The sequence below is a fragment of the Orrella sp. JC864 genome, from assembly GCF_037026685.1.
Lineage (GTDB): Bacteria > Pseudomonadota > Gammaproteobacteria > Burkholderiales > Burkholderiaceae_B > Orrella.
The window spans coordinates 80,062-97,801 of record NZ_JBANET010000007.1 but is presented as its reverse complement, the minus strand read 5'-3'; the positions used below and the strand labels follow the sequence as shown (position 1 = coordinate 97,801).

Annotated in this window: 17 protein-coding genes; 9 read left to right on the top strand and 8 right to left on the bottom strand. The window is 69.2% G+C overall.

What is annotated here, in order from left to right; translation table 11 throughout:
- Positions 1-91: 91 nt before the first annotated feature.
- The 4 genes from V8Z80_RS09130 (at position 92) to V8Z80_RS09115 (ending at position 3,984) form a co-directional block, all read left to right on the top strand.
- Positions 92-853: a maleate cis-trans isomerase family protein gene (locus V8Z80_RS09130; protein ID WP_155193985.1), complete on the top strand. Its 762-nt coding sequence runs from the start codon at positions 92-94 to the stop codon at positions 851-853.
- A 60-nt stretch (positions 854-913) separates the two neighbouring features.
- On the top strand, positions 914-1,612 hold the full coding sequence (locus tag V8Z80_RS09125) for a GntR family transcriptional regulator (RefSeq protein WP_336061794.1): 699 nt from the start codon (positions 914-916) through the stop codon (positions 1,610-1,612).
- Between the two features lie 123 nt (positions 1,613-1,735).
- Positions 1,736-2,608: a phytanoyl-CoA dioxygenase family protein gene (locus V8Z80_RS09120; RefSeq protein WP_155193981.1), complete on the top strand. Its 873-nt coding sequence runs from the start codon at positions 1,736-1,738 to the stop codon at positions 2,606-2,608.
- The gene (locus V8Z80_RS09115) at positions 2,608-3,984 is read left to right on the top strand and encodes an NAD(P)H-dependent oxidoreductase (protein WP_336061793.1); all 1,377 of its coding nucleotides are present in this window, start codon (positions 2,608-2,610) and stop codon (positions 3,982-3,984) included. The genes V8Z80_RS09120 and V8Z80_RS09115 overlap by 1 nt, the downstream gene beginning before the upstream one ends.
- Before the next feature lie 52 nt (positions 3,985-4,036).
- On the opposite strand, the gene V8Z80_RS09110 is transcribed toward V8Z80_RS09115, so the two are convergent.
- The 7 genes from V8Z80_RS09110 to V8Z80_RS09080 are packed head-to-tail and all read right to left on the bottom strand — an operon-like array spanning position 4,037 to position 12,176.
- Positions 4,037-4,792 carry an SDR family NAD(P)-dependent oxidoreductase gene (locus V8Z80_RS09110; RefSeq protein ID WP_336061792.1) on the bottom strand — a complete coding sequence of 252 codons (756 nt, stop codon included), beginning with the start codon at positions 4,790-4,792 and terminating at the stop codon, positions 4,037-4,039.
- A 10-nt stretch (positions 4,793-4,802) separates the two neighbouring features.
- On the bottom strand, positions 4,803-5,735 hold the full coding sequence (locus tag V8Z80_RS09105) for a 3-keto-5-aminohexanoate cleavage protein (protein WP_336061791.1): 933 nt from the start codon (positions 5,733-5,735) through the stop codon (positions 4,803-4,805).
- A 3-nt stretch (positions 5,736-5,738) separates the two neighbouring features.
- Positions 5,739-6,710 carry a 3-hydroxyacyl-CoA dehydrogenase gene (locus V8Z80_RS09100; protein ID WP_336061790.1) on the bottom strand — a complete coding sequence of 324 codons (972 nt, stop codon included), beginning with the start codon at positions 6,708-6,710 and terminating at the stop codon, positions 5,739-5,741.
- Positions 6,711-6,717: 7 nt separating this feature from the next.
- Positions 6,718-7,500 carry an SDR family oxidoreductase gene (locus V8Z80_RS09095; RefSeq protein ID WP_336061789.1) on the bottom strand — a complete coding sequence of 261 codons (783 nt, stop codon included), beginning with the start codon at positions 7,498-7,500 and terminating at the stop codon, positions 6,718-6,720.
- 11 nt (positions 7,501-7,511) lie between these two features.
- The gene (locus V8Z80_RS09090; protein WP_336061788.1) at positions 7,512-10,025 is read right to left on the bottom strand and encodes a branched-chain amino acid ABC transporter ATP-binding protein/permease; all 2,514 of its coding nucleotides are present in this window, start codon (positions 10,023-10,025) and stop codon (positions 7,512-7,514) included.
- A 3-nt stretch (positions 10,026-10,028) separates the two neighbouring features.
- Complete coding sequence (locus tag V8Z80_RS09085; protein WP_336061840.1) at positions 10,029-10,904, bottom strand: branched-chain amino acid ABC transporter permease; 876 nt, start codon at positions 10,902-10,904, stop codon at positions 10,029-10,031.
- 18 nt (positions 10,905-10,922) lie between these two features.
- Positions 10,923-12,176, bottom strand: coding sequence for an ABC transporter substrate-binding protein (locus V8Z80_RS09080; RefSeq protein WP_336061787.1), 1,254 nt, complete (start codon positions 12,174-12,176; stop codon positions 10,923-10,925).
- Positions 12,177-12,286: 110 nt separating this feature from the next.
- Between V8Z80_RS09080 and V8Z80_RS09075 the strand changes: the two genes are divergently transcribed.
- Positions 12,287-12,997, top strand: coding sequence for a GntR family transcriptional regulator (locus V8Z80_RS09075; protein ID WP_336061786.1), 711 nt, complete (start codon positions 12,287-12,289; stop codon positions 12,995-12,997).
- 9 nt (positions 12,998-13,006) lie between these two features.
- On the opposite strand, the gene queC is transcribed toward V8Z80_RS09075, so the two are convergent.
- Positions 13,007-13,750 (bottom strand): 7-cyano-7-deazaguanine synthase QueC, encoded by a 744-nt coding sequence (gene queC, locus V8Z80_RS09070; RefSeq protein ID WP_336061785.1) that lies wholly within the window; start codon positions 13,748-13,750, stop codon positions 13,007-13,009.
- Positions 13,751-13,934: 184 nt separating this feature from the next.
- Between queC and V8Z80_RS09065 the strand changes: the two genes are divergently transcribed.
- The 4 genes from V8Z80_RS09065 to V8Z80_RS09050 are packed head-to-tail and all read left to right on the top strand — an operon-like array spanning position 13,935 to position 17,730.
- Positions 13,935-14,315, top strand: coding sequence for a cupin domain-containing protein (locus tag V8Z80_RS09065; RefSeq protein ID WP_155193975.1), 381 nt, complete (start codon positions 13,935-13,937; stop codon positions 14,313-14,315).
- Positions 14,316-14,357: 42 nt separating this feature from the next.
- Positions 14,358-15,335, top strand: coding sequence for a Bug family tripartite tricarboxylate transporter substrate binding protein (locus tag V8Z80_RS09060; RefSeq protein WP_336061784.1), 978 nt, complete (start codon positions 14,358-14,360; stop codon positions 15,333-15,335).
- Positions 15,332-16,558 carry a CaiB/BaiF CoA transferase family protein gene (locus tag V8Z80_RS09055; protein ID WP_336061783.1) on the top strand — a complete coding sequence of 409 codons (1,227 nt, stop codon included), beginning with the start codon at positions 15,332-15,334 and terminating at the stop codon, positions 16,556-16,558. Before V8Z80_RS09060 ends, V8Z80_RS09055 begins: the two co-directional genes overlap by 4 nt.
- Positions 16,558-17,730 (top strand): acyl-CoA dehydrogenase family protein, encoded by a 1,173-nt coding sequence (locus tag V8Z80_RS09050; RefSeq protein WP_155193969.1) that lies wholly within the window; start codon positions 16,558-16,560, stop codon positions 17,728-17,730. The genes V8Z80_RS09055 and V8Z80_RS09050 overlap by 1 nt, the downstream gene beginning before the upstream one ends.
- The last annotated feature ends 10 nt before the right edge of the window (positions 17,731-17,740 follow it).

Below are 17,740 nucleotides of genomic sequence, written 5' to 3'. Positions count from 1 at the left end.
CGACGCTGGCGGACCGGCAAAGCCGGCTCCGCGGCGTCCCCGCTCGCATCGCAGCCGTTTCGGCGAATGCATCCTGAGAAAAGGCATCACTATGACTCAAACCGCCCGCACCTTGCGCATCGGCCAGATCGTGCCCAGCTCCAACACCACCATGGAGACGGAGATCCCGGCGCTGTTCCGGGCGCGCGAGACCATCGCGCCCGAACGCTTCACCTTCCATTCCAGCCGCATGCGCATGAAGCAGGTGACGGCCGAGGAGCTGGCCAGCATGGACCGCGAATCGGACCGCTGCGCGCTGGAACTGTCCGATGCCCGCGTGGACGTGCTGGGCTACGCCTGCCTGGTGGCGATCATGAGCCAGGGCTTGGGCTATCACCGCGTCTCGCAGGAGCGGCTGCACCAGGCCACCGTAGCCAACGGCGCGCCCGCCCCGGTGGTCTCCAGCGCCGGGGCGCTGGTCGAGGGCCTGCATGCCCTGGGCGCGCGCAAGGTGGCAATCCTCACTCCCTATATGAAGCCCCTGACCCGGCGCGTGGTGGACTATATCGAGCACGAAGGCATCGCGGTGCACGACAGCCTGTCGCTGGAGATCGCCGACAACCTGGAGGTGGGCAGCCAGGATCCTCTGGCTCCGGCCACCCACGTCGAGCGCCTGGATACCCGGGGCGTGGACGCAGTGGTGCTGTCGGCCTGCGTGCAGATGCCTTCGCTGGCCTCGGTGCAGCAGGTGCAGGACCGGCTGGGCCTGCCGGTGGTCACGGCGGCCATCGCCACCGTCTACCGCATGCTCAAGGCGCTGGAACTGGATACACGCGTGCCGGAGGCCGGCGCGCTGCTGAGCGGGCGCTATTGACGCACGGCGCTTGACATCCCGGCCGGGTTCTGTATTCTGAATACAGAAAAGGAGCCCAGCATGCTCAAGCCGCCGCGCAGCACCCCCGACCTGGCCGAACACGTCTACGCGCAGCTGCGCGACGCCATCGTGGCCGGCCAGCTGCAGCCGGGCGAGCGGCTGGCCCAGGAAGACCTGGCCGCGCAGTTCGGCATCTCGCGCCAGCCCGTGCTGCAAGGCCTGGCGCAGCTCGAACGCGACGGCCTGGCGGTGCGCGGCGACGGCCGCGGCACCCTGCGGGTCGCGCCGCTGGACCCGGAGCTGGTCAGCCACTTCTACGAACTGCGGGCCGAGATCGACACGCTGGCCGCCCGGCGCGCGGCCGAACGCGTGGCCGCCGGCCAGGCCCCGCCGCTGTCCGGCGAACTGCTGGCGCGCGGCACGGCCGCGCTTGCCCAGGGCAGGATGGCCGCGCTCATCCAGGCCGACACCCATCTGCACCACGCCATCTACCAGGCCAGCGGCAACCCGCTGATCACGCGCGTCATGGCGCCGCAATGGCGGCACCTGGAGCGCGTCATGGGCGCCGTGCTGCAGACCCACGCGCTGCGCGCCGGACTGTGGGACGAACACCGCGACATCGTGGCAGCCATCAATGCCGGGCAGGCGCAGCGCGCCGCCGCGCTCTCGCGCGAGCATGCGGTGCGCGCCGGGCAGGGCCTGCTGCCGCGCCTGGCCCGGGCCCTGGGCGCGCACGGGCACGAGGCCGCCACGGCCTGACAGCCTTTGTCCAGCGGCGGGCCGCGGCCCGCCGCTATGCGACCGGCGCGGCGGATCGGACACCGCCGCGCCGCCAACCAGACCGGCAAGCAGCCGGCGTCCACCCGCTTCAGGAGACACGCCATGCAACTGACCCCCCAGCAGCTCGAGCAGTTCGACCGGGACGGCTACCTGTTCTTTCCCGGCCAGTTCACCCGCGAGGAAATCAAGTCGCTCACCGACGAGGTGCCCCGCCTGTACGCGCAGCACCGCCCCGAGAACGTGCGCGAGAAACACAGCGGCGCGGTGCGCACCAATTTCGCCGCCCACCTGTACAGCGAACCCTTCGCCCGCCTGGCGCGCCATCCGCGCATGGTCAAGCCGGTCGAGCAGCTGTTCGGCGAGAAGCTGTACATGCACCAGTTCAAGATCAACGGCAAGAACGCCTTCGACGGCGACGTCTGGCAATGGCACCAGGACTACGGCACCTGGCTCAACGACGACCTGATGCCCAGCCCGCGCGCCATGAACGTGGCGATCTTCCTGGACGACGTGGACCAGTACAACGGCCCGCTGATGTTCATCCCTGGCAGCCACAAGCTGGGCGTGCTGCAGGCCGGCCACGACACCACCACCACCAGCTATCCGCTGTGGACCATCAACAACGAGAACATCCGCACCCTGGTCGAGAAGGCCGGCGGGCGCAACGGCGGCATCGTCACGCCCACCGGGCCGGCCGGCTCGATGATGCTGTTCCATTCCTGCCTGGTGCACGCCTCGGGCAGCAACCTGAGCCCCTGGCCGCGCGTGAGCGTCTACCTGAGCCTGTGCGCGGTCTCCAACCACATCCGCCGCTTCAAGCGCCCGGAATGGATCGCCCACCGCGACTTCACGCCCATCGAGTGCCTGCCCGACGATTGCCTGGTACGCCCCTATCCGGTGGCCCTGCCCTGGGCGCAGGGCACGCCGGAATCGGCCGCGCAGACATCCGAAGCGCCGCTGGCGGAGGTGGCCTGATGAACCTGCACAGATTGCTGCAGCAACGCGAAGCGCAAGGCCAGCCCCTGCGCGTGGGCCTGATCGGCGCGGGCAAGTTCGGCTCCATGTACCTGAGCCAGGTGCGCCGCACCCCTGGCGTGCGGCTGGTGGCCGTGGCCGACCTGGCTCCCGACCGGGCGCGCGCCGCGCTGCGCAAGGTCGGCTGGGAAGACGAACAGCTGCGGGCCGCCTCGTTCGAGGACGCCGAGCGGCGCGGCACGGTATGCATCACCGACGACGCGCCGGCGATGATCGCCGCCGGGCAGATCGACATCGTCATCGACGCCACCGGCAGCCCGGCGGCCGGCATCGCCCACGTGCTGGCCTGCTGCGAGCACGGCAAGCACATCGTCATGGTCAACGTCGAGGCCGACGCGCTGGCCGGCCCGCTGCTGGCGCGCCGCGCGAGCCGGGCCGGCATCGTCTATTCGCTGGCCTACGGCGACCAGCCCGCGCTGATCTGCGAGATGGTCGACTGGGCGCGCGCGGCCGGCTTCGAGGTGGTGGCCGCCGGCAAGGGCACCAAGTACCTGCCCGAATACCACGCCTCCACGCCCGACACCGTGTGGCCCTACTACGGCTTCACGCCCGAGATGGTGGCCGCCGGCGACTTCAACGCGCAGATGTTCAACAGCTTCCTGGACGGCACCAAGAGCGCCATCGAAATGGCTGCGGTGGCCAACGCCACCGGCCTGCTGCCCGCGCCGCACGGGCTGGAGTTCCCGCCCTGCGGCGTGGACGACCTGGCCCGCGTACTGCGCCCGCGCGCCGAAGGCGGCATGCTGCACCATCGCGGCCAGGTCGAGGTCATCTCATCGCTCGAACGCGACGGCCGGCCGGTCTACCGCGACCTGCGCTGGGGCGTATACGTGACCTTCGCGGCCGACAGCGACTACGTGCAGCGCTGCTTCAAGGAGTACGGCCTGGTCACCGACCCGGGCGGCAACTACACGGCGCTGTACAAACCCTATCACCTGATCGGCCTGGAGCTGGGCATCAGCGTGGCCAGCGCCGGGCTGCGCGGCGAACCCACCGGCTCGCCGCTGGACTGGCACGGCGACGTGGTGGCCACCGCCAAGCGCGCGCTGCGCGCCGGCGAGATGCTCGACGGCGAAGGCGGCCACACGGTATACGGGCGCCTGATGCCGGCGCGCGACTCGGTGGCCGGCGGCTACCTGCCGCTGGGCCTGGCCCACAAGGTCAAGCTGCGCGCCGACGTACCCGCCAGCCAGCCGGTGCGCTGGCAGGACGTGGAGTTCGACGAAGACGCCCTGGCCGTGCGGTTCAGGCGGGAGATGGAAGGGGCGTGGGCGCAATCGCCCCAGACCGTGCAGGTAGCGCCGCAACCGGCGTGACGAGGCGAGCGGCGTCCGCCGGCGCAAGCCGTGCGGGCGCCGCGGCGGCGCCTCACATGGTGGCCGACAGGCCGCCATCGATCGCCAGGATCTGCCCCGTGACGAAACCGGCCTCGCGCGAAGCCAGGAAGACCAGCGCCGCCGCGACATCTTCGGCAGCCCCCCAGCGGCCGGCGGGCGTGCGCTCGCGCAGCCACACGTCGAAATGCTCGTCATCCTGCAGCGCCTGTGTCAGCTCGGTGCGCACATAGCCGGGCGCCAGCGCATTGACGGTAACCCCATGGCCGGCCAGCTCGGCCGACCATTGCCGCACCAGCGCATGCAAGGCGCCCTTGGCCGCCGTATAGGCCGTCACATGCCGGCGCCCCAGCAAGGCGGTGATCGAACCGGCGAACACGATACGGCCATGGCCGCGCGCGCTCATGCCAGCGGCTGCCTCGCGCGCCAGCGACCATTGTGCGGTCAGGTCGGCATGGACCACACGCTGGAAGTCCGCCAGGTCGAACGCCAGCAGGGGCTGGCGATGCTGGATGGCGGCGTTGGCAAACAGGATGTCGATGCCGCCGTGGCGAGCCTGCAGCGCCCGCAGCGCCTGTCCGGCCGCCTGCGTATCGGCCACGTCGAAGGCCGCCGGCATGGCCTGGACGCCCTCCTGGCGCAAGGCGGCCGCGGCGCGCTCGGCCTGTCGCGCATCGCGCCCGTTGAGCAGCACCCGCGCGCCATGCCTGCCCAGCGCGCGGGCGCAGGCCAGGCCGATGCCGCGCGTCGAACCGGTCACCAGCGCGAGCTGTCCCTTGAGGTCGAACACGCCGGCTCCTTCAGAAATCCACCTGGTCTGCGCCCTTCAGGCCGAGCAGGGCGCGCGCTTCCTGGGGCGTGGCGACCTCGAAGTCCAGCGCCTGCAGGACGGTGCGGATACGCTGCACCTGCGCCGCGCTGGACTCGGCCAGCTTGCCCGGTCCGAGCCACAGCGAATCCTCCAGGCCCACGCGCACGTGCGAGCCCATGGCCGCGCCGATGGTCGCCAGCGGCAGCTGGTTGCGGCCGGCGCCCAGGATGGACCATTGGTACTGGTCGCCGAACAGGCGGTCGGCGGTGCGGCGCATGTGCATGAGATCTTCGGGATGCGGCCCGATGCCGCCCAGGATACCGAATACGGACTGGATGAACAGCGGCCCCCGGACCAGCCCGCGCTCCAGGAAATGCGCCAGGTTGTACAGGTGGCTGATGTCGTAGCACTCGAACTCGAAGCGCGTGCCGTTCTCGCTGCCGCGTGCCAGGATGGTCTCGATGTCCTTGTAGGTGTTCTTGAAGACCAGGTCGCGGCTGTTCTCCAGGTGTTGGCGCTCCCAGTCATGCTCGAAGCGTGTGAAACGGCGCAGCATGGGGAACAGTCCGAAATTCATCGAGCCCATGTTCAGCGAGGCCAGCTCGGGCTTGAACGTCATGGCCGGCCGCATTCGCTCTTGCACCGTCATGTGCGGGCTGCCGCCGGTGGTGATGTTGACCACCGCGTCGGTGGCCGCCTTGATGCGCGCCAGGAAGGGCTTGAACAGTTCGGGATCCTGCGAAGGCTTGCCGTCGGCCGGGTCGCGCGCATGCAGGTGGAGCACCGCCGCGCCTGCCTGGGCGGCGGCGATGGCCGCCTCGGCGATCTGCTCGGCCGTCACCGGCAGGTAGGGCGACATGCTGGGGGTATGGATGGCGCCGGTCGGCGCGCAGGTGATGATGACTTTGCGGGATTCGGCCATGTTTCAGTCTCCGGAAGTATCTGGGTCCTGGCGGGCCAGCGCCTGCTTGAGCGCGGCCAGCCGCATCAGGCGCAAGTCGCGCCAGCGCCGGCGCGCCGGCAGCGCCTGGGCGGGGATCAGATCGCGCCGGGCCTGCTCCAGGCGAGCCACCAGGGCTTCGGCCCAGGGCCGCTCATCGGCCTGCTCGGCGACGATGTCTCGGTACAACCCGCCATAGCGGGCGCAATAATCGACCAGCCCGCCCGGTGCATTGAGGTCTATGGTCTCGAACGGGCCCATGAAGGCCCAGCGCAAGCCCAGGCCTTCGCGGATCGTGGCGTCCAGGCCATCCGGGTCCACATAGCCCTGCTCGACCAGCCGGAAGGCCTCGCGCAGCAGCGCGCCTTGCAGCCGGTTCAGCACGAAGCCCTGCAGTTCGCGGTGCACATGCACTGGCGTCTGGCCCACGCGCCGCATCAGCGCGGCCGCCCGCTCCAGCGCCGCAGCGGCCGTCCACGGCGCGCCGCACAGCTCCACCACCGGCACCAGGTAGGGGGGATTGACAGGGTGGGCGACCAGGCAGCGCGACCGTCCCGCCAACCCGCCTGTGAACGCCGAGGCGGGGATGCTGGAAGTGGAGCTGGCCAACACCGTGTCCGGCGCGGCCAGCGCGTCCAGCCGGGTGAAGATATCTTCCTTGACATCGCGGCGCTCGGGCAGGTTCTCCTGCACGTACCCCGCGCCCTGCAAGGCCTGCTCCAGGCTGGCGCAGTAGTCCAGCCGCGCCAGCAGCGCAGCCGGTTCGTCGGCCAGGCCATGGGCGTACAGGTCGGCGACCTGGCCTTCGATCAAGGCGCGGGCCTGCGACAGGGCCCGCGCATCGCCGTCCCACAGCTGCACGCGATGGCCGGCACGTGCAAACACGATGCTCCAGGCCTGGCCGATCAGGCCGGTGCCCACGACGGCAAAGACGGTGCGGCCGCTATCGTGATCCATGGCGTGCTCAGCTCAATTTCTGGGTATGGCCGTCGACCACCAGTTCCTGGCCCGACACGTTCAGGGCGGCGTCGCTGGCGGCGAACAGTGCCATATTGGCGATATCGGCCGCGGTAACCATGCGCCCCAGGGCGGCCTGGCTTTCATAGGCGCGCGCAACTTCCTCCAGCGGCTTGCCGCTGGACTGCGCCTTGGCGGCGATCACCGCGCGGATGCGTGGTCCATCGACCGCACCGGGCAGGATGGCGTTGACGCGGATGCCGTCGGCGCCCAGCTCGATGGCCAGCGACTTGGTAAAGCCCACTACCGCCCACTTGGAGGCCGAGTACGGCGAACGCCCAGGAAAGCCGAGGTGCCCGGCGGCCGAGGACAGGTTCAGGATGCAAGGATTGCGGCCTTTGCGCAGGCGCGGCACGGCTTGGCGCGCGCACAGGAATTGGCCGGTGATGTTCACGTCCAGCGTACGCTGCCAGTCAGCCAACGACAAAGTCTCGACCGGGCCGGTCGGCCCCGCCACCCCTGCGTTGTTGACCAGGATATCCAGGCCGCCGAGCCGGGCATCGGCCTGCTCGAACAAGGCGGCCACCGAAGACTCGTCCGAAACGTCGGCGATCGTCCATGCCGATCCCGGCAACTGGCTGGCGGCGGCCTCCAGCGCCTGCCCGTCGATATCGCAGATCAGCACCCTGGCGCCGGCCCCGGCATAGGCTCGGGCAATCTCCAGGCCGATGCCGCTGGCCCCGGCGGTGATCAGGGCGCGGCGCCCCTGCAAAGCGGTATTGGTGAACATGCGGCAATCTCCTAGACCCACAATTTTTCGCGTCGCAACGCCAGATCCCGCAACAGCGGCAGCGCCGGACCGTGATGCGAAACCCGGCCGCGATCGAGCACCAGCGCGGTATCGGACAGGGCCAGGGTCAGGTCCAGGTTATGGTCCACGATCAGGATCGTCACCTGCCCCTTCAGGCGCAGGATCGCGTTGAACACCTCCTCGGTCATGGCCGGGGACAGCCCCTCGAAGGGTTCGTCCAGCAGCAGCACCTTGACTTGCCCGGCCAGGGCCCGGGCAATCGCCACCATCTGCTGCTCGCCGCCCGACAGCAGCTCGGCATTGACGTGATAGCGCTCGCGCAAGCGAGGAAAGATGGCAAAGATGCGTTCGTCGTCCCAGGCGCCGGGGCCGCCGCGGCGCAGCCGGCCCAGCATCAGGTTGTCGCGCACGGTCAGGCCCGGGAACAGCCGCCGCCCCTGCGGCACGAAGGCAATGCCCAGCCGCGCCATGGCCTCGGGCACGGGCGAACGCACCGCCTGGCCGGCGATGCGCACTTCGCCTTCGCCCAGGCGGGCCATGCCGATCAGGCTTTTGAGCAGCGTGGACTTGCCCGCGCCATTGCGCCCGAGCACGGCCAGTATCTCGCCGCGATGAATGCGAAAGCCGATGTCCGAAAGAATGTGGCTCTTGCCGTAGTAGGCTTGCAGCCCCTCCACCTGCAGCTCGACCTGTCCGGACACCTGGGCCGGCTGCACCTTGGCGGCCAACGCCTCGCTGCCCGAGCCGATGTAGATCTCGCGTACCCGGGCATCGCCCTGCACCGCGGCCGAGTCGCCCTCGATCAGCACCTTGCCCTGGTTCATCACGGTGATGCGGTCCGACAAGGCGAAGACCCGGTCGACGTCGTGCTCGACCAGCAGCACCCCCAGCCTGTCGCCCAGCGTGCGGATCAGCTTGCCGATGCGGTCGCGCTCGGCCGCGGCCAGGCCCGCCAGCGGCTCGTCCAGCAGCAACAGGCGCGGCGCCGAACCCAGCGCCAGCCCCATGTCCACCAGCCGCTGCCCGCCATAGGAGAGGTCTTCGGCGATCGCCTGCTCCATGCCGTCCACGCCCAGGAAGCGCACCAGCTCATCGGTCTGGGCCTGCGTGCCGGCCAGCGCGTCGGCGCGCCGCAAGATCGCATAGCGCGCCGAGTCGCGCGCCATCACCGAGAGCATCAGGTTCTCGCGCACGCTCAGGCCCTTGAACAGATTGGTAATCTGGAACGAGCGCGCGACCCCCGCCGCGCAGATGCGATCCGGGGAGGCGCCGGCCAACTCCCGCTCGCCCAAGGCGATGCGCCCGGCGTCGGGCGCGAACATCCCCGACAGCAGATTAAAGAACGAGGTCTTGCCCGCGCCGTTCGGGCCGATCAGCGCATGCACGCCCTGGCCGGCGATGGCGGTATCCACCTCGCTGACCGCCGCCACGCCGCCGAACCGCTTGGAGACCCCGCGCACGGTCAGCATCGGAGCCTGTGCCCCGTCCTGCAGGAAGCCGGGCAAGGCGCCCACCGTGGGCGGCGTGCTGCGTGCGGCCATCGCCGCCGCGCGCGTGGCTTCGGGCCGCAGCATGCGCCAGACGCGCTGGCCGATGCCGGCCAGGCCGGCGGGGCTAAAGAGAATGAACAGGATGAACACCAGCCCGAAGTACAGCAGCCAGTTCTCCGTCACCATGGACAGGTATTCGCGGAACAGCACGAAGAACAGGGCGCCCAGGATCGGGCCGGTAAAGCTGCGCATGCCGCCGATCAGCACGATGGCCAGCAATTCGCCAGAGAACGGCACAGACAGGCTCTCGGCCGAAGCGATCCGGTGGCTGAGCACCGACAGGCCGCCGGCCAGGCCCGTGACACCCGCCGAGATCACGAAGGCCAGCAGCTTGTACGCACGCACCGGGTAGCCCAGAAAGCGCGTGCGTACCTCGTTCTCGCGGATCGCCACCAGCACCTTGCCGAATGGCGACAGGCTCAGGCGCAGCAATAACGCGGCGACCAGGAAGGCGAGCACCGCCACCACCGCATAGAACACCCGGCTGTCATCCAGCGGCAGGCCCAGCCAATCCGGGCGGGTGATCCCGCCCAGCCCGTTCTCCCCGCCCGTGAGGCTGGTCCAGCGAAACGCCACCGTAAAGCACAGGGCCGAAAAAGCCAGGGTCAGCAGCGAGAAGTAAACGCCGCGCCGGCGCAGCACCAGTGCGCCGATCGCCAACGCGGCCAGCAGGACGATGAGCAACGCGCCCAGCACTGGCCAGACCACCGAATCGGGAAAATAGCGCAGCTGCAGGATGGCGACCGCATAGGCGCCGATGCCGTACCAGGCGCCGTGGCCGAACGAGACCAAGCCGGTCTGGCCAAGCAGCACGTTCAAGCCCAGCCCCACCATGGCCAGCAGCACGCAGTCGGTGGCAGAGGTGTAGGTCAGGCCGCCGGCCAGCAGCACGGGCGGCAGCAGCGCCAACCCGACTGCCAGGGCCAGCAGGGTCTTCATTTCCTGTTTTGCCATGCGCTACTCCAACCTTTCCATGCGTTCGCCCATCAGGCCGCGCGGACGCAGCAGCAACACCGCCAGCATCAGCAGGTACAGCGACGCTTCGGTGGCGGGCGGATAGAAGTAGGCCGTCAGGCCCCGGATCACCCCGACCAGCAGTGCAGCCAGGACCACGCCCCAGAAGCTGCCCAGCCCGCCGATGACCACCACCACGAAGGCGGCCGTCAGGATCTCATGGCCCATCGCGGGATGCACGCCGGTGACCGGCGAAAGCAGCGCGCCGGCCAGACCCGCCAGCCCGATGCCCAGGCCGCAAACGGCCGTGAGCACCGGCGCCAGGGAAATGCCCAGGGCCCGGACCATGTCCGGATCGTTGATGCCCGCGCGCACCACCTTGCCGAACGCGGTACGATGCAGCAGCCACCAGGTGGCCGCCAGGGCCGCGGCGGCCACGGCCAGCATGCCCAGCCGATAGATGGGATACATGAACTCGCCCACCGTCACCATCCCGCGCGCGAACGGCGGGATGCTGAATTGCAGCGGCGAGGCGCCGAACACCATGCGCAGCCCCTGTTCGATGACCATTGCCAGCCCGAAGGTGAACAACAGGCTGAGCACCGGGTCCGCCCGGTAGAAACGCCGCAGGAACAGGCGTTCCACGACCATGCCCACCAGCGCTACCAGCAGCGGCGAGATCACGAAGCTGGCGCCATAGCCCAGCCAGCCGGTCAGGGTCACCATCAGGTAGGCGCCCAGCGCGAAGAACGCGCCATGCGCCAGGTTCACCACGCCGCCCAGGCTGAAGATGATCGACAGCCCCAGCGCGATCAGCAGGTAGTAGAAACCCAGCAGCAAGCCGTTGGCGACCTGCTCGGCAAGAAACACCAGCTCCATGCTCAAACCCGTCTCCCCTCAGGCGAATTTGCAGGCGTTCTCCTGCATCGTGGGCGCCAGCGCCTCCAGGCTCTCGTCCTTGCCCGGCACGGGCGAGCTGGTCTGGAAGATGTCCCACTTGTCCGCCGACTTGTCCTCGTTGGGCGTGACCGTGTACATCTCGAACAGCAGCTGGTGGTCCCATGGGCGGAAATGGCCCTCGCGCTCGCGCAGCACATCGAAGGTCACGCCGCTTTCCAGGTATTCGACCAGCTTGTCCGTATCGTCGCTCCGGGTCTCGTTCATGGCGCGCGCCAGGATCTTGATGGCCAGGTAATCGGCCACGCCCTGGTTATCGGGCGGGCGGCCGAAACGCTTGGTAAAGGCCTGGGTGAACTGCCTGGCCGAGGGCGCCTGCACCTGGTGGGTCCAGATGATGGGCCACAGCCCGCTGAAACCATCGCGCCCGGCGCCCCATATGCTTACCGCGTTCAGGTCCGCGCCGGCCAGCGGAATGGGCAGGCCGAACTCGTTGTACTGCTTCATGAAGTTCGTGGTCTGGTTGCCGGCCAGGTTGCTGATGACGATGTCGGGCCGCTGCTGGCGGATCTTCAGGATCAGCGCGCTGAACTCGGTGGTATCGGTGGGCACCATGTCGTTGGACAGGAATTGCCCGCCGTGCTCGTCCATGAACTGGCGCGTCTTGGCGAACAGGTCGTGCCCGAAGGCGTAGTCGGCCGTAAAAGCCATCCAGCGCTTGCCCTTGACCATGCCGTCGCGCAGCAGCGCCTGGCCCACCGTCCGGACGTACATGGTGTTGTTCGCCTCCAGGTGGAACATGGTACGGGCGCAGTTGGCCCCGCGCAGTTCATCGGAATTGCAGCCCGTTTGCAGGAACAGCTTGTTGGCGCGCTGGGCCACCTGCGATATGGCCAGCCCCGAGGCCGAGCTGATCTCGCCGACCAGGGCCAGCACCTTGTCGCGCTCGACCATGCGGTGCGCCTTGGTCGATGCGGTATGGGGATTGACGCTGTCCTCGCTCATGAGCTGCAAAGGCCGGCCCAGCACGCCGCCGGCCGCATTCACCTCCTCGACGGCCAGGGTGGCGCCCAGCACCGCGTACTCGCCCATGGGGCCCAGAAAGCCCGTGCGCGGCGTCAGATGTCCGATCCGGTAAGCGTCCTGCTGCGCGCGCACGAAGGCCGGCGCCAAGCCGCCCAGCGCTGCAGCCGCGGTGGCGCCGAGCACCAGCTGGCGCCGCGAGGACGAAATAGGGGTAAGGCGTCTCGTCACGATCGTCTCCTTTGGTCTGGGTAGGAAGGCTGTCCCGCCTTTTCCTGGCCGAGTATAGTATCTGTGATCACAGATATTGTTATAGGGCATACCCTATATAATGTCGTCCCATGGCCCTCACAGACCTCGTTACCCCCGTTCCCAAGCGTCCCACCCTCGGCGCCGACGTGCATGCACAGATCCGCGAACTGCTGATCAGCGGCCGCCTCATGCCGGGCGAGCAGATTTCCCTGCGCAGCACCGCCCTGGCCCTGGGGGTGAGCGTGATGCCGGTACGCGAGGCGGTCTACCAGCTGGTGGCCGAGCAGGCCCTCGAAGTCACGCCCAACCGCGCCGTCCGGGTTCCCCGCATGCCCGTCAGCCAGTTCCGCGAAATCACCCAGATCCGCATCCACGTCGAAGGCCTGGCGGCCCAGCGTGCGGCCGAGGCCGCCACCCCCGAGCTGGTTTCGGCGCTGCGCGGCTGGAACGCCGCCCTGGAAAAGGCCATGCGCGCGCGCCAGCCCGACGCCTCGGCGCTGATCGGCAACAACAAGGAATTGCACTTCGCGCTGTACCGGGCCGCAGGCATGCCCATGCTGCTCAAGATGATAGAAAGCCTGTGGCTGCGCATCGGGCCTATCCTGAACTACGACCTGCGCTCGGGCTCGGCACGTATCCGCGAGCGCACGCCGGTGGCGCACCACCAGATGCTGATCGACGCACTGGCCCGGCGCGACAGCGCGGGCGCGGTAGCCGCGCTGCGCGGGGACATCCAGAGCGCGGCCGACTACATCATCGCCGCCGGCGTGCTGGTAACCGCCGACGAAGAGGCGGCCTGAGCCCTGCCGCTATTGCGCGGCCCGCCCCTCGCGCCAGCGCCGCCACCCCTGCGCCCGCAGCGCGCAGGCCGGGCACTGGCCGCAGCCGTAGCCCCAGTCGTGGCGCCGGCCGCGCTCGCCCAGGTAGCAGGTGTGGCTTTCCTCCACGATCAGGTCCACCAGCGCCGCGCCGCCCAGGCTGTCGGCCAGGGCCCAGGTCTGGGCCTTGTCCAGCCACATCAGCGGCGTCTCGATCAGCACGCGGGTGCCCATGCCCAGTCCCAGCGCCACCTGCTGCGCCTTGATGGCGTCGTCGCGGCAATCGGGGTAGCCCGAGAAATCCGTCTCGCACATGCCGCCCACCAGCACGTCCAGGCCGCGCCGGTAGCCCAGCGCGGCGGCCAGCGTCAGGAACAGCAGGTTGCGGCCCGGCACGAAGGTATTGGGCAGGCCGTTGGCCTGCATGGCGATGGCGCGGTCCTGGGTCAGCGCCGTGTCCGAAACCTGCCCCAGCACGGCCAGGTCCAGCAGGTGGTCCTCGCCCAGCCGGGCCGACCACCGGGTGAACCGCGCCCGCACGCCCTCGCGCACGCGCAGCCGGGCATCGAGCTCGATGCGGTGGCGCTGGCCGTAGTCGAAGGCCACGGTTTCGACGTGCTCGTAGCGCGACAGCGCCCAGGCCAGGCAGGTGGAGGAATCCTGGCCGCCGGAAAAAAGCACCAGCGCGCGGCGCGGCACGGGAGCGACCTGCTCGGGGGGAAAGGACGAAGCCATGACAAGGTACGGAAAGAAAAACGCCAGCCCGCACTGTAACGCGCCGTCCGCCCGGCGCGGCGGTGCGCGCACGTTCCGCGCCCCTTGCAGCTAGGGGACTCCCTGCATTGACACCCCCTGCCCCCGCCTGTACTTTCCTATCTATAAAACAAAATTCACATATGAGAAAAATACAGGAGCTGTCATGTCCCAACCCAAATGGCTGGTGCGCGAGGCCGACGTGCCCGGCTACCACCCCGCCAACCACACCGGCACGCTGAACCGCCGGCTGATCTCGCCGCAGACCGTGGGTTCGCGCCACGTGGAGGTGCTGCTGGGCACGATCGAAAAAGGCAGCGGCGCCCTGCCGCATTCGCATCCGGGCATCGAGCAGGTGTGCTACCTGCTCGAAGGCACGGCGCGTGCCGAAGTCGACGGCGAGGCCGCCGACATGCAAGCCGGCGACTGCTGTTATTTCCCGCCCGACGTCCCGCACGTCTTTACCGTCACCAGCGACACGCCGGCTCGCCTGCTGGTGATCTACACCCCGCCCTACGAAGAGCACCCCGACCGCGTGCGGCGCTAAGCCCGTCCGGGCAAGCCGCAATGCCATAACAAGGAGACATCCATGACCGCCATCCACCGACTTGGACACCTATTCGCCGGCGCACTGGCCGGCCTGGCGCTGGCCGTGGCCGCCGCGCCGGCCGCCGCCTATCCCGACAAGCCCGTCACGCTGGTCGTGCCCTTCCCGGCCGGCTCGGGCACCGATGCGGCCGGCCGCCTGTTCGCCACCGAGATCGGCAAGATCATCGGCCAGCAGCTCGTGGTGGAAAACCGCCCGGGCGCCAATGCCACCATCGCCGCCAACTACGTGGCCCGCGCGCAGCCCGACGGCTATACGCTGTTCGTGACCACCAATACCTCGCATTCGGCCGCGCCCTACCTGATGAAGAACGTGCCCTACGACCCGGTCAAGGACTTCACGCCCATCGCGCGCGGCGGCAACCTGCCCTTCATCCTGGTGGTCAATCCCAGCCTGCCTTTCAAGTCGGTGCAGGATCTGGTCGAATACGCCAAGGCCAACCCCGGCAAGCTCAGCTATGCCAGCGGCAACAGCACCGGCATCGTGGCCGGCGCCACGCTGGCGCAGCGCACCGGCATCGAAATGCTGCACGTGCCCTACAAGGGCACGCCGCAGGCGCTGACCGACCTGATCGGCGGCCAGGTCGACCTGATGTTCACCGACCTGACCTCGGGCCTGCCTTTCGTGCAATCGGGCAAGCTGCGCGCGCTGGCCGTATCGACCGCGGCGCGCAGCGCCGTGGTGCCCGACATCCCTTCGATGCAGGACGCCGGCGTGCCGGATTTCGACATCAACTCCTGGAACGGCTTCTTCGGCCCGGCCGGCATGCCGGCCGAGGTGGTCGAAAAGCTCAACGCCGCCATCAACCAGGTGGTCAACGACCCGGCCACCAAGGAAAGGCTGGCCCAGCAAGGGTTTGACGCCTTCAGCGGCTCGCAGCAGGAGTTCGCCGCTTTCGTGCAGGAACAGCTGGCGCTGTGGGGCAAGCTCATCAAGGACGCAGGGATCCAGCCCCAATGACGCACGCAGCACACGCAGCACAAGCCGGCCCGCTGGCCGGCATACGCATCCTGGACCTGACCGCCGTGGTCATGGGCCCCTACGCCACGCAGGTGCTGGCCGACCTGGGCGCGGACGTCATCAAGGTCGAGCCGCCCGCGGGCGACAACATGCGGGCGGTGGGCCCCATGCGCAACCCGGGCATGGGGCACCTGTACCTGCACCTGAACCGCAACAAGCGCTCCATCGTGCTGGATCTCAAGCAGCCCGAGGGGCGGCTGGCCTGCCTGACGCTGGCCCAGTCCTGCGACGCGGTGCTCTACAACATCCGCCCGGCCGCCATGGCGCGCCTGGGCCTGTCGTACGAGGCCTTCGCCGAGCGTCGCCCGGCCATCGTCTATGCCGGCGCCTACGGCTATTCCGAAGCCGGCCCCTACGCCGGGCGGCCCGCCTACGACGACCTGATCCAGGGCCAGACCGGCATCGCCGACCTGGCCTTGCGCCAGGGCGCCGACCAGCCGCGCTACGCGCCGCTGACGCTGGCCGACCGCAGCGTGGGCCTGCACATGGCGATCGCGCTGCTGGCCGCCATCCTGCATGCGCGCGAGCACGGCCAGGGCCAGAGCCTGGAGATCCCCATGTTCGAGGGCATGGCGCACATGGTGCTGGGCGATCACCTGGGCGGCTGGACCTTCGACCCGCCGCTGGGCGAGACGGGCTACGCGCGCCTGCTGGCCCCGCACCGCAAGCCCTATGCCACGCAGGACGGCCACATCTGCCTGCTGATCTACAACGACAAGCATTGGCGCAGCTTCTTTGCCGCCATCGGCCAGCCGCAGATGCTGCAGGATCCGCGCTTTGCCACGCATACGGCGCGCGCGGCCCACATCGGCGAGGTCTACGCCTACGTGGCCGAGCTCATGCTCACGCGCACCACCGCGCAATGGCTGGCGCTGATGGCGCAGGCCGACATCCCGGCCTCCAAGCTCTACGGCATCGAGGACCTGGTCAACGACCCGCATATGCAGGCCACCGGCTTCATCCGCGAGGTGGACCACCCCAGCGAAGGAAGGCTGCGCACGCCTGCGCCGCTGGGCCGCTTCAGCGGCACGCCCACCGCCTTGCGCCGCCCCGCGCCGCGGCTGGGCGAGCACAGCCTGCAGCTGCTGCGCGAGGCCGGCTACGACCAGGCCGCCATCGACGCGATGCTGGCCACGCAAGCCACCCTGGACGGACAACGCTGATGCTGGAAATCGACGAACTGAACGAAGAACAACGCGCCATCCGCGACGCCGTGGCGCAGATCTGCGCGCGCTATCCCGACGAATACTGGCTGGAGCGCGACCGCGACGGGCGCTTTCCGCACGAGTTGCACGCCGACCTGGCGCGCGACGGCTGGCTGGGCATCGCCATGCCCGAGGCCGTGGGCGGCGCGGGGCTGGGCATCGGCGAAGCGGCCCTGATGATGCAGACCATCGCCGCCTCGGGCGCGGGCTTTGCCGGGGCCTCGGCGGTGCACATGAACATCTTCGGGCTAAACCCGGTGGTGGTGTTCGGCTCCGATGAGCAGAAGGCGCGCTGGCTGGGGCCGCTGATCGCCGGCGAGCAAAAGGCCTGTTTCGCCGTGACCGAGCCCGATGCCGGCCTGGATACCACGCGGCTGCGCACGCTGGCGCGGCGCCAGGGCGATCACTACGTGGTCCAGGGCCGCAAGATCTGGATCTCCACCGCACAGGTGGCCGACAAGATGCTGCTGCTGGCGCGCACCACGCCGCTCGAGCAGGTCAAGCGCCCCACCGAGGGCCTGTCGCTGTTCTACACCGACCTGGACCGCCGCCATGTGGAAGTGCGCGAGATCGAGAAGATGGGCCGCAAGGCGGTGGACTCGAACATGCTGTTCATCGACGGCCTGCGCATCCCGGAGCAAGACCGCATCGGCGAGGAAGGCCGGGGCTTCGAATACATCCTGCACGGCCTGAACCCCGAACGCATCCTGATCGCCGCCGAAGCCGTCGGGCTGGGCCGCGCGGCGCTGCGCCACGCGGTGCGCTACGCCGGCGAGCGCACGGTATTCGGGCGGGCCATCGGCCAGAACCAGGGCATCCAGCACCCGCTGGCGCAGGCCTGGATGCAGCTGGAAGCCGCCGACCTGATGGTGGCCAAGGCCGCGCGGCTGTACGATGCCGGCCAGCCTTGCGGGCCGTACGCCAACACCGCCAAGTACCTGGCCGCCGAGGCCGGGCACAATGCCTGCCAGACCGCGGTGCTGACGCTGGGCGGCATGGGCTACGCCAAGGAATACCACGTCGAGCGCCTGCTGCGCGAAAGCTATATCCCGCGCATCGCCCCGGTCAGCCCGCAACTGATCATGTGCTATATCGCCGAGAAGGTGCTGGGACTGCCCAAGTCGTACTAGGGCCTGCCCG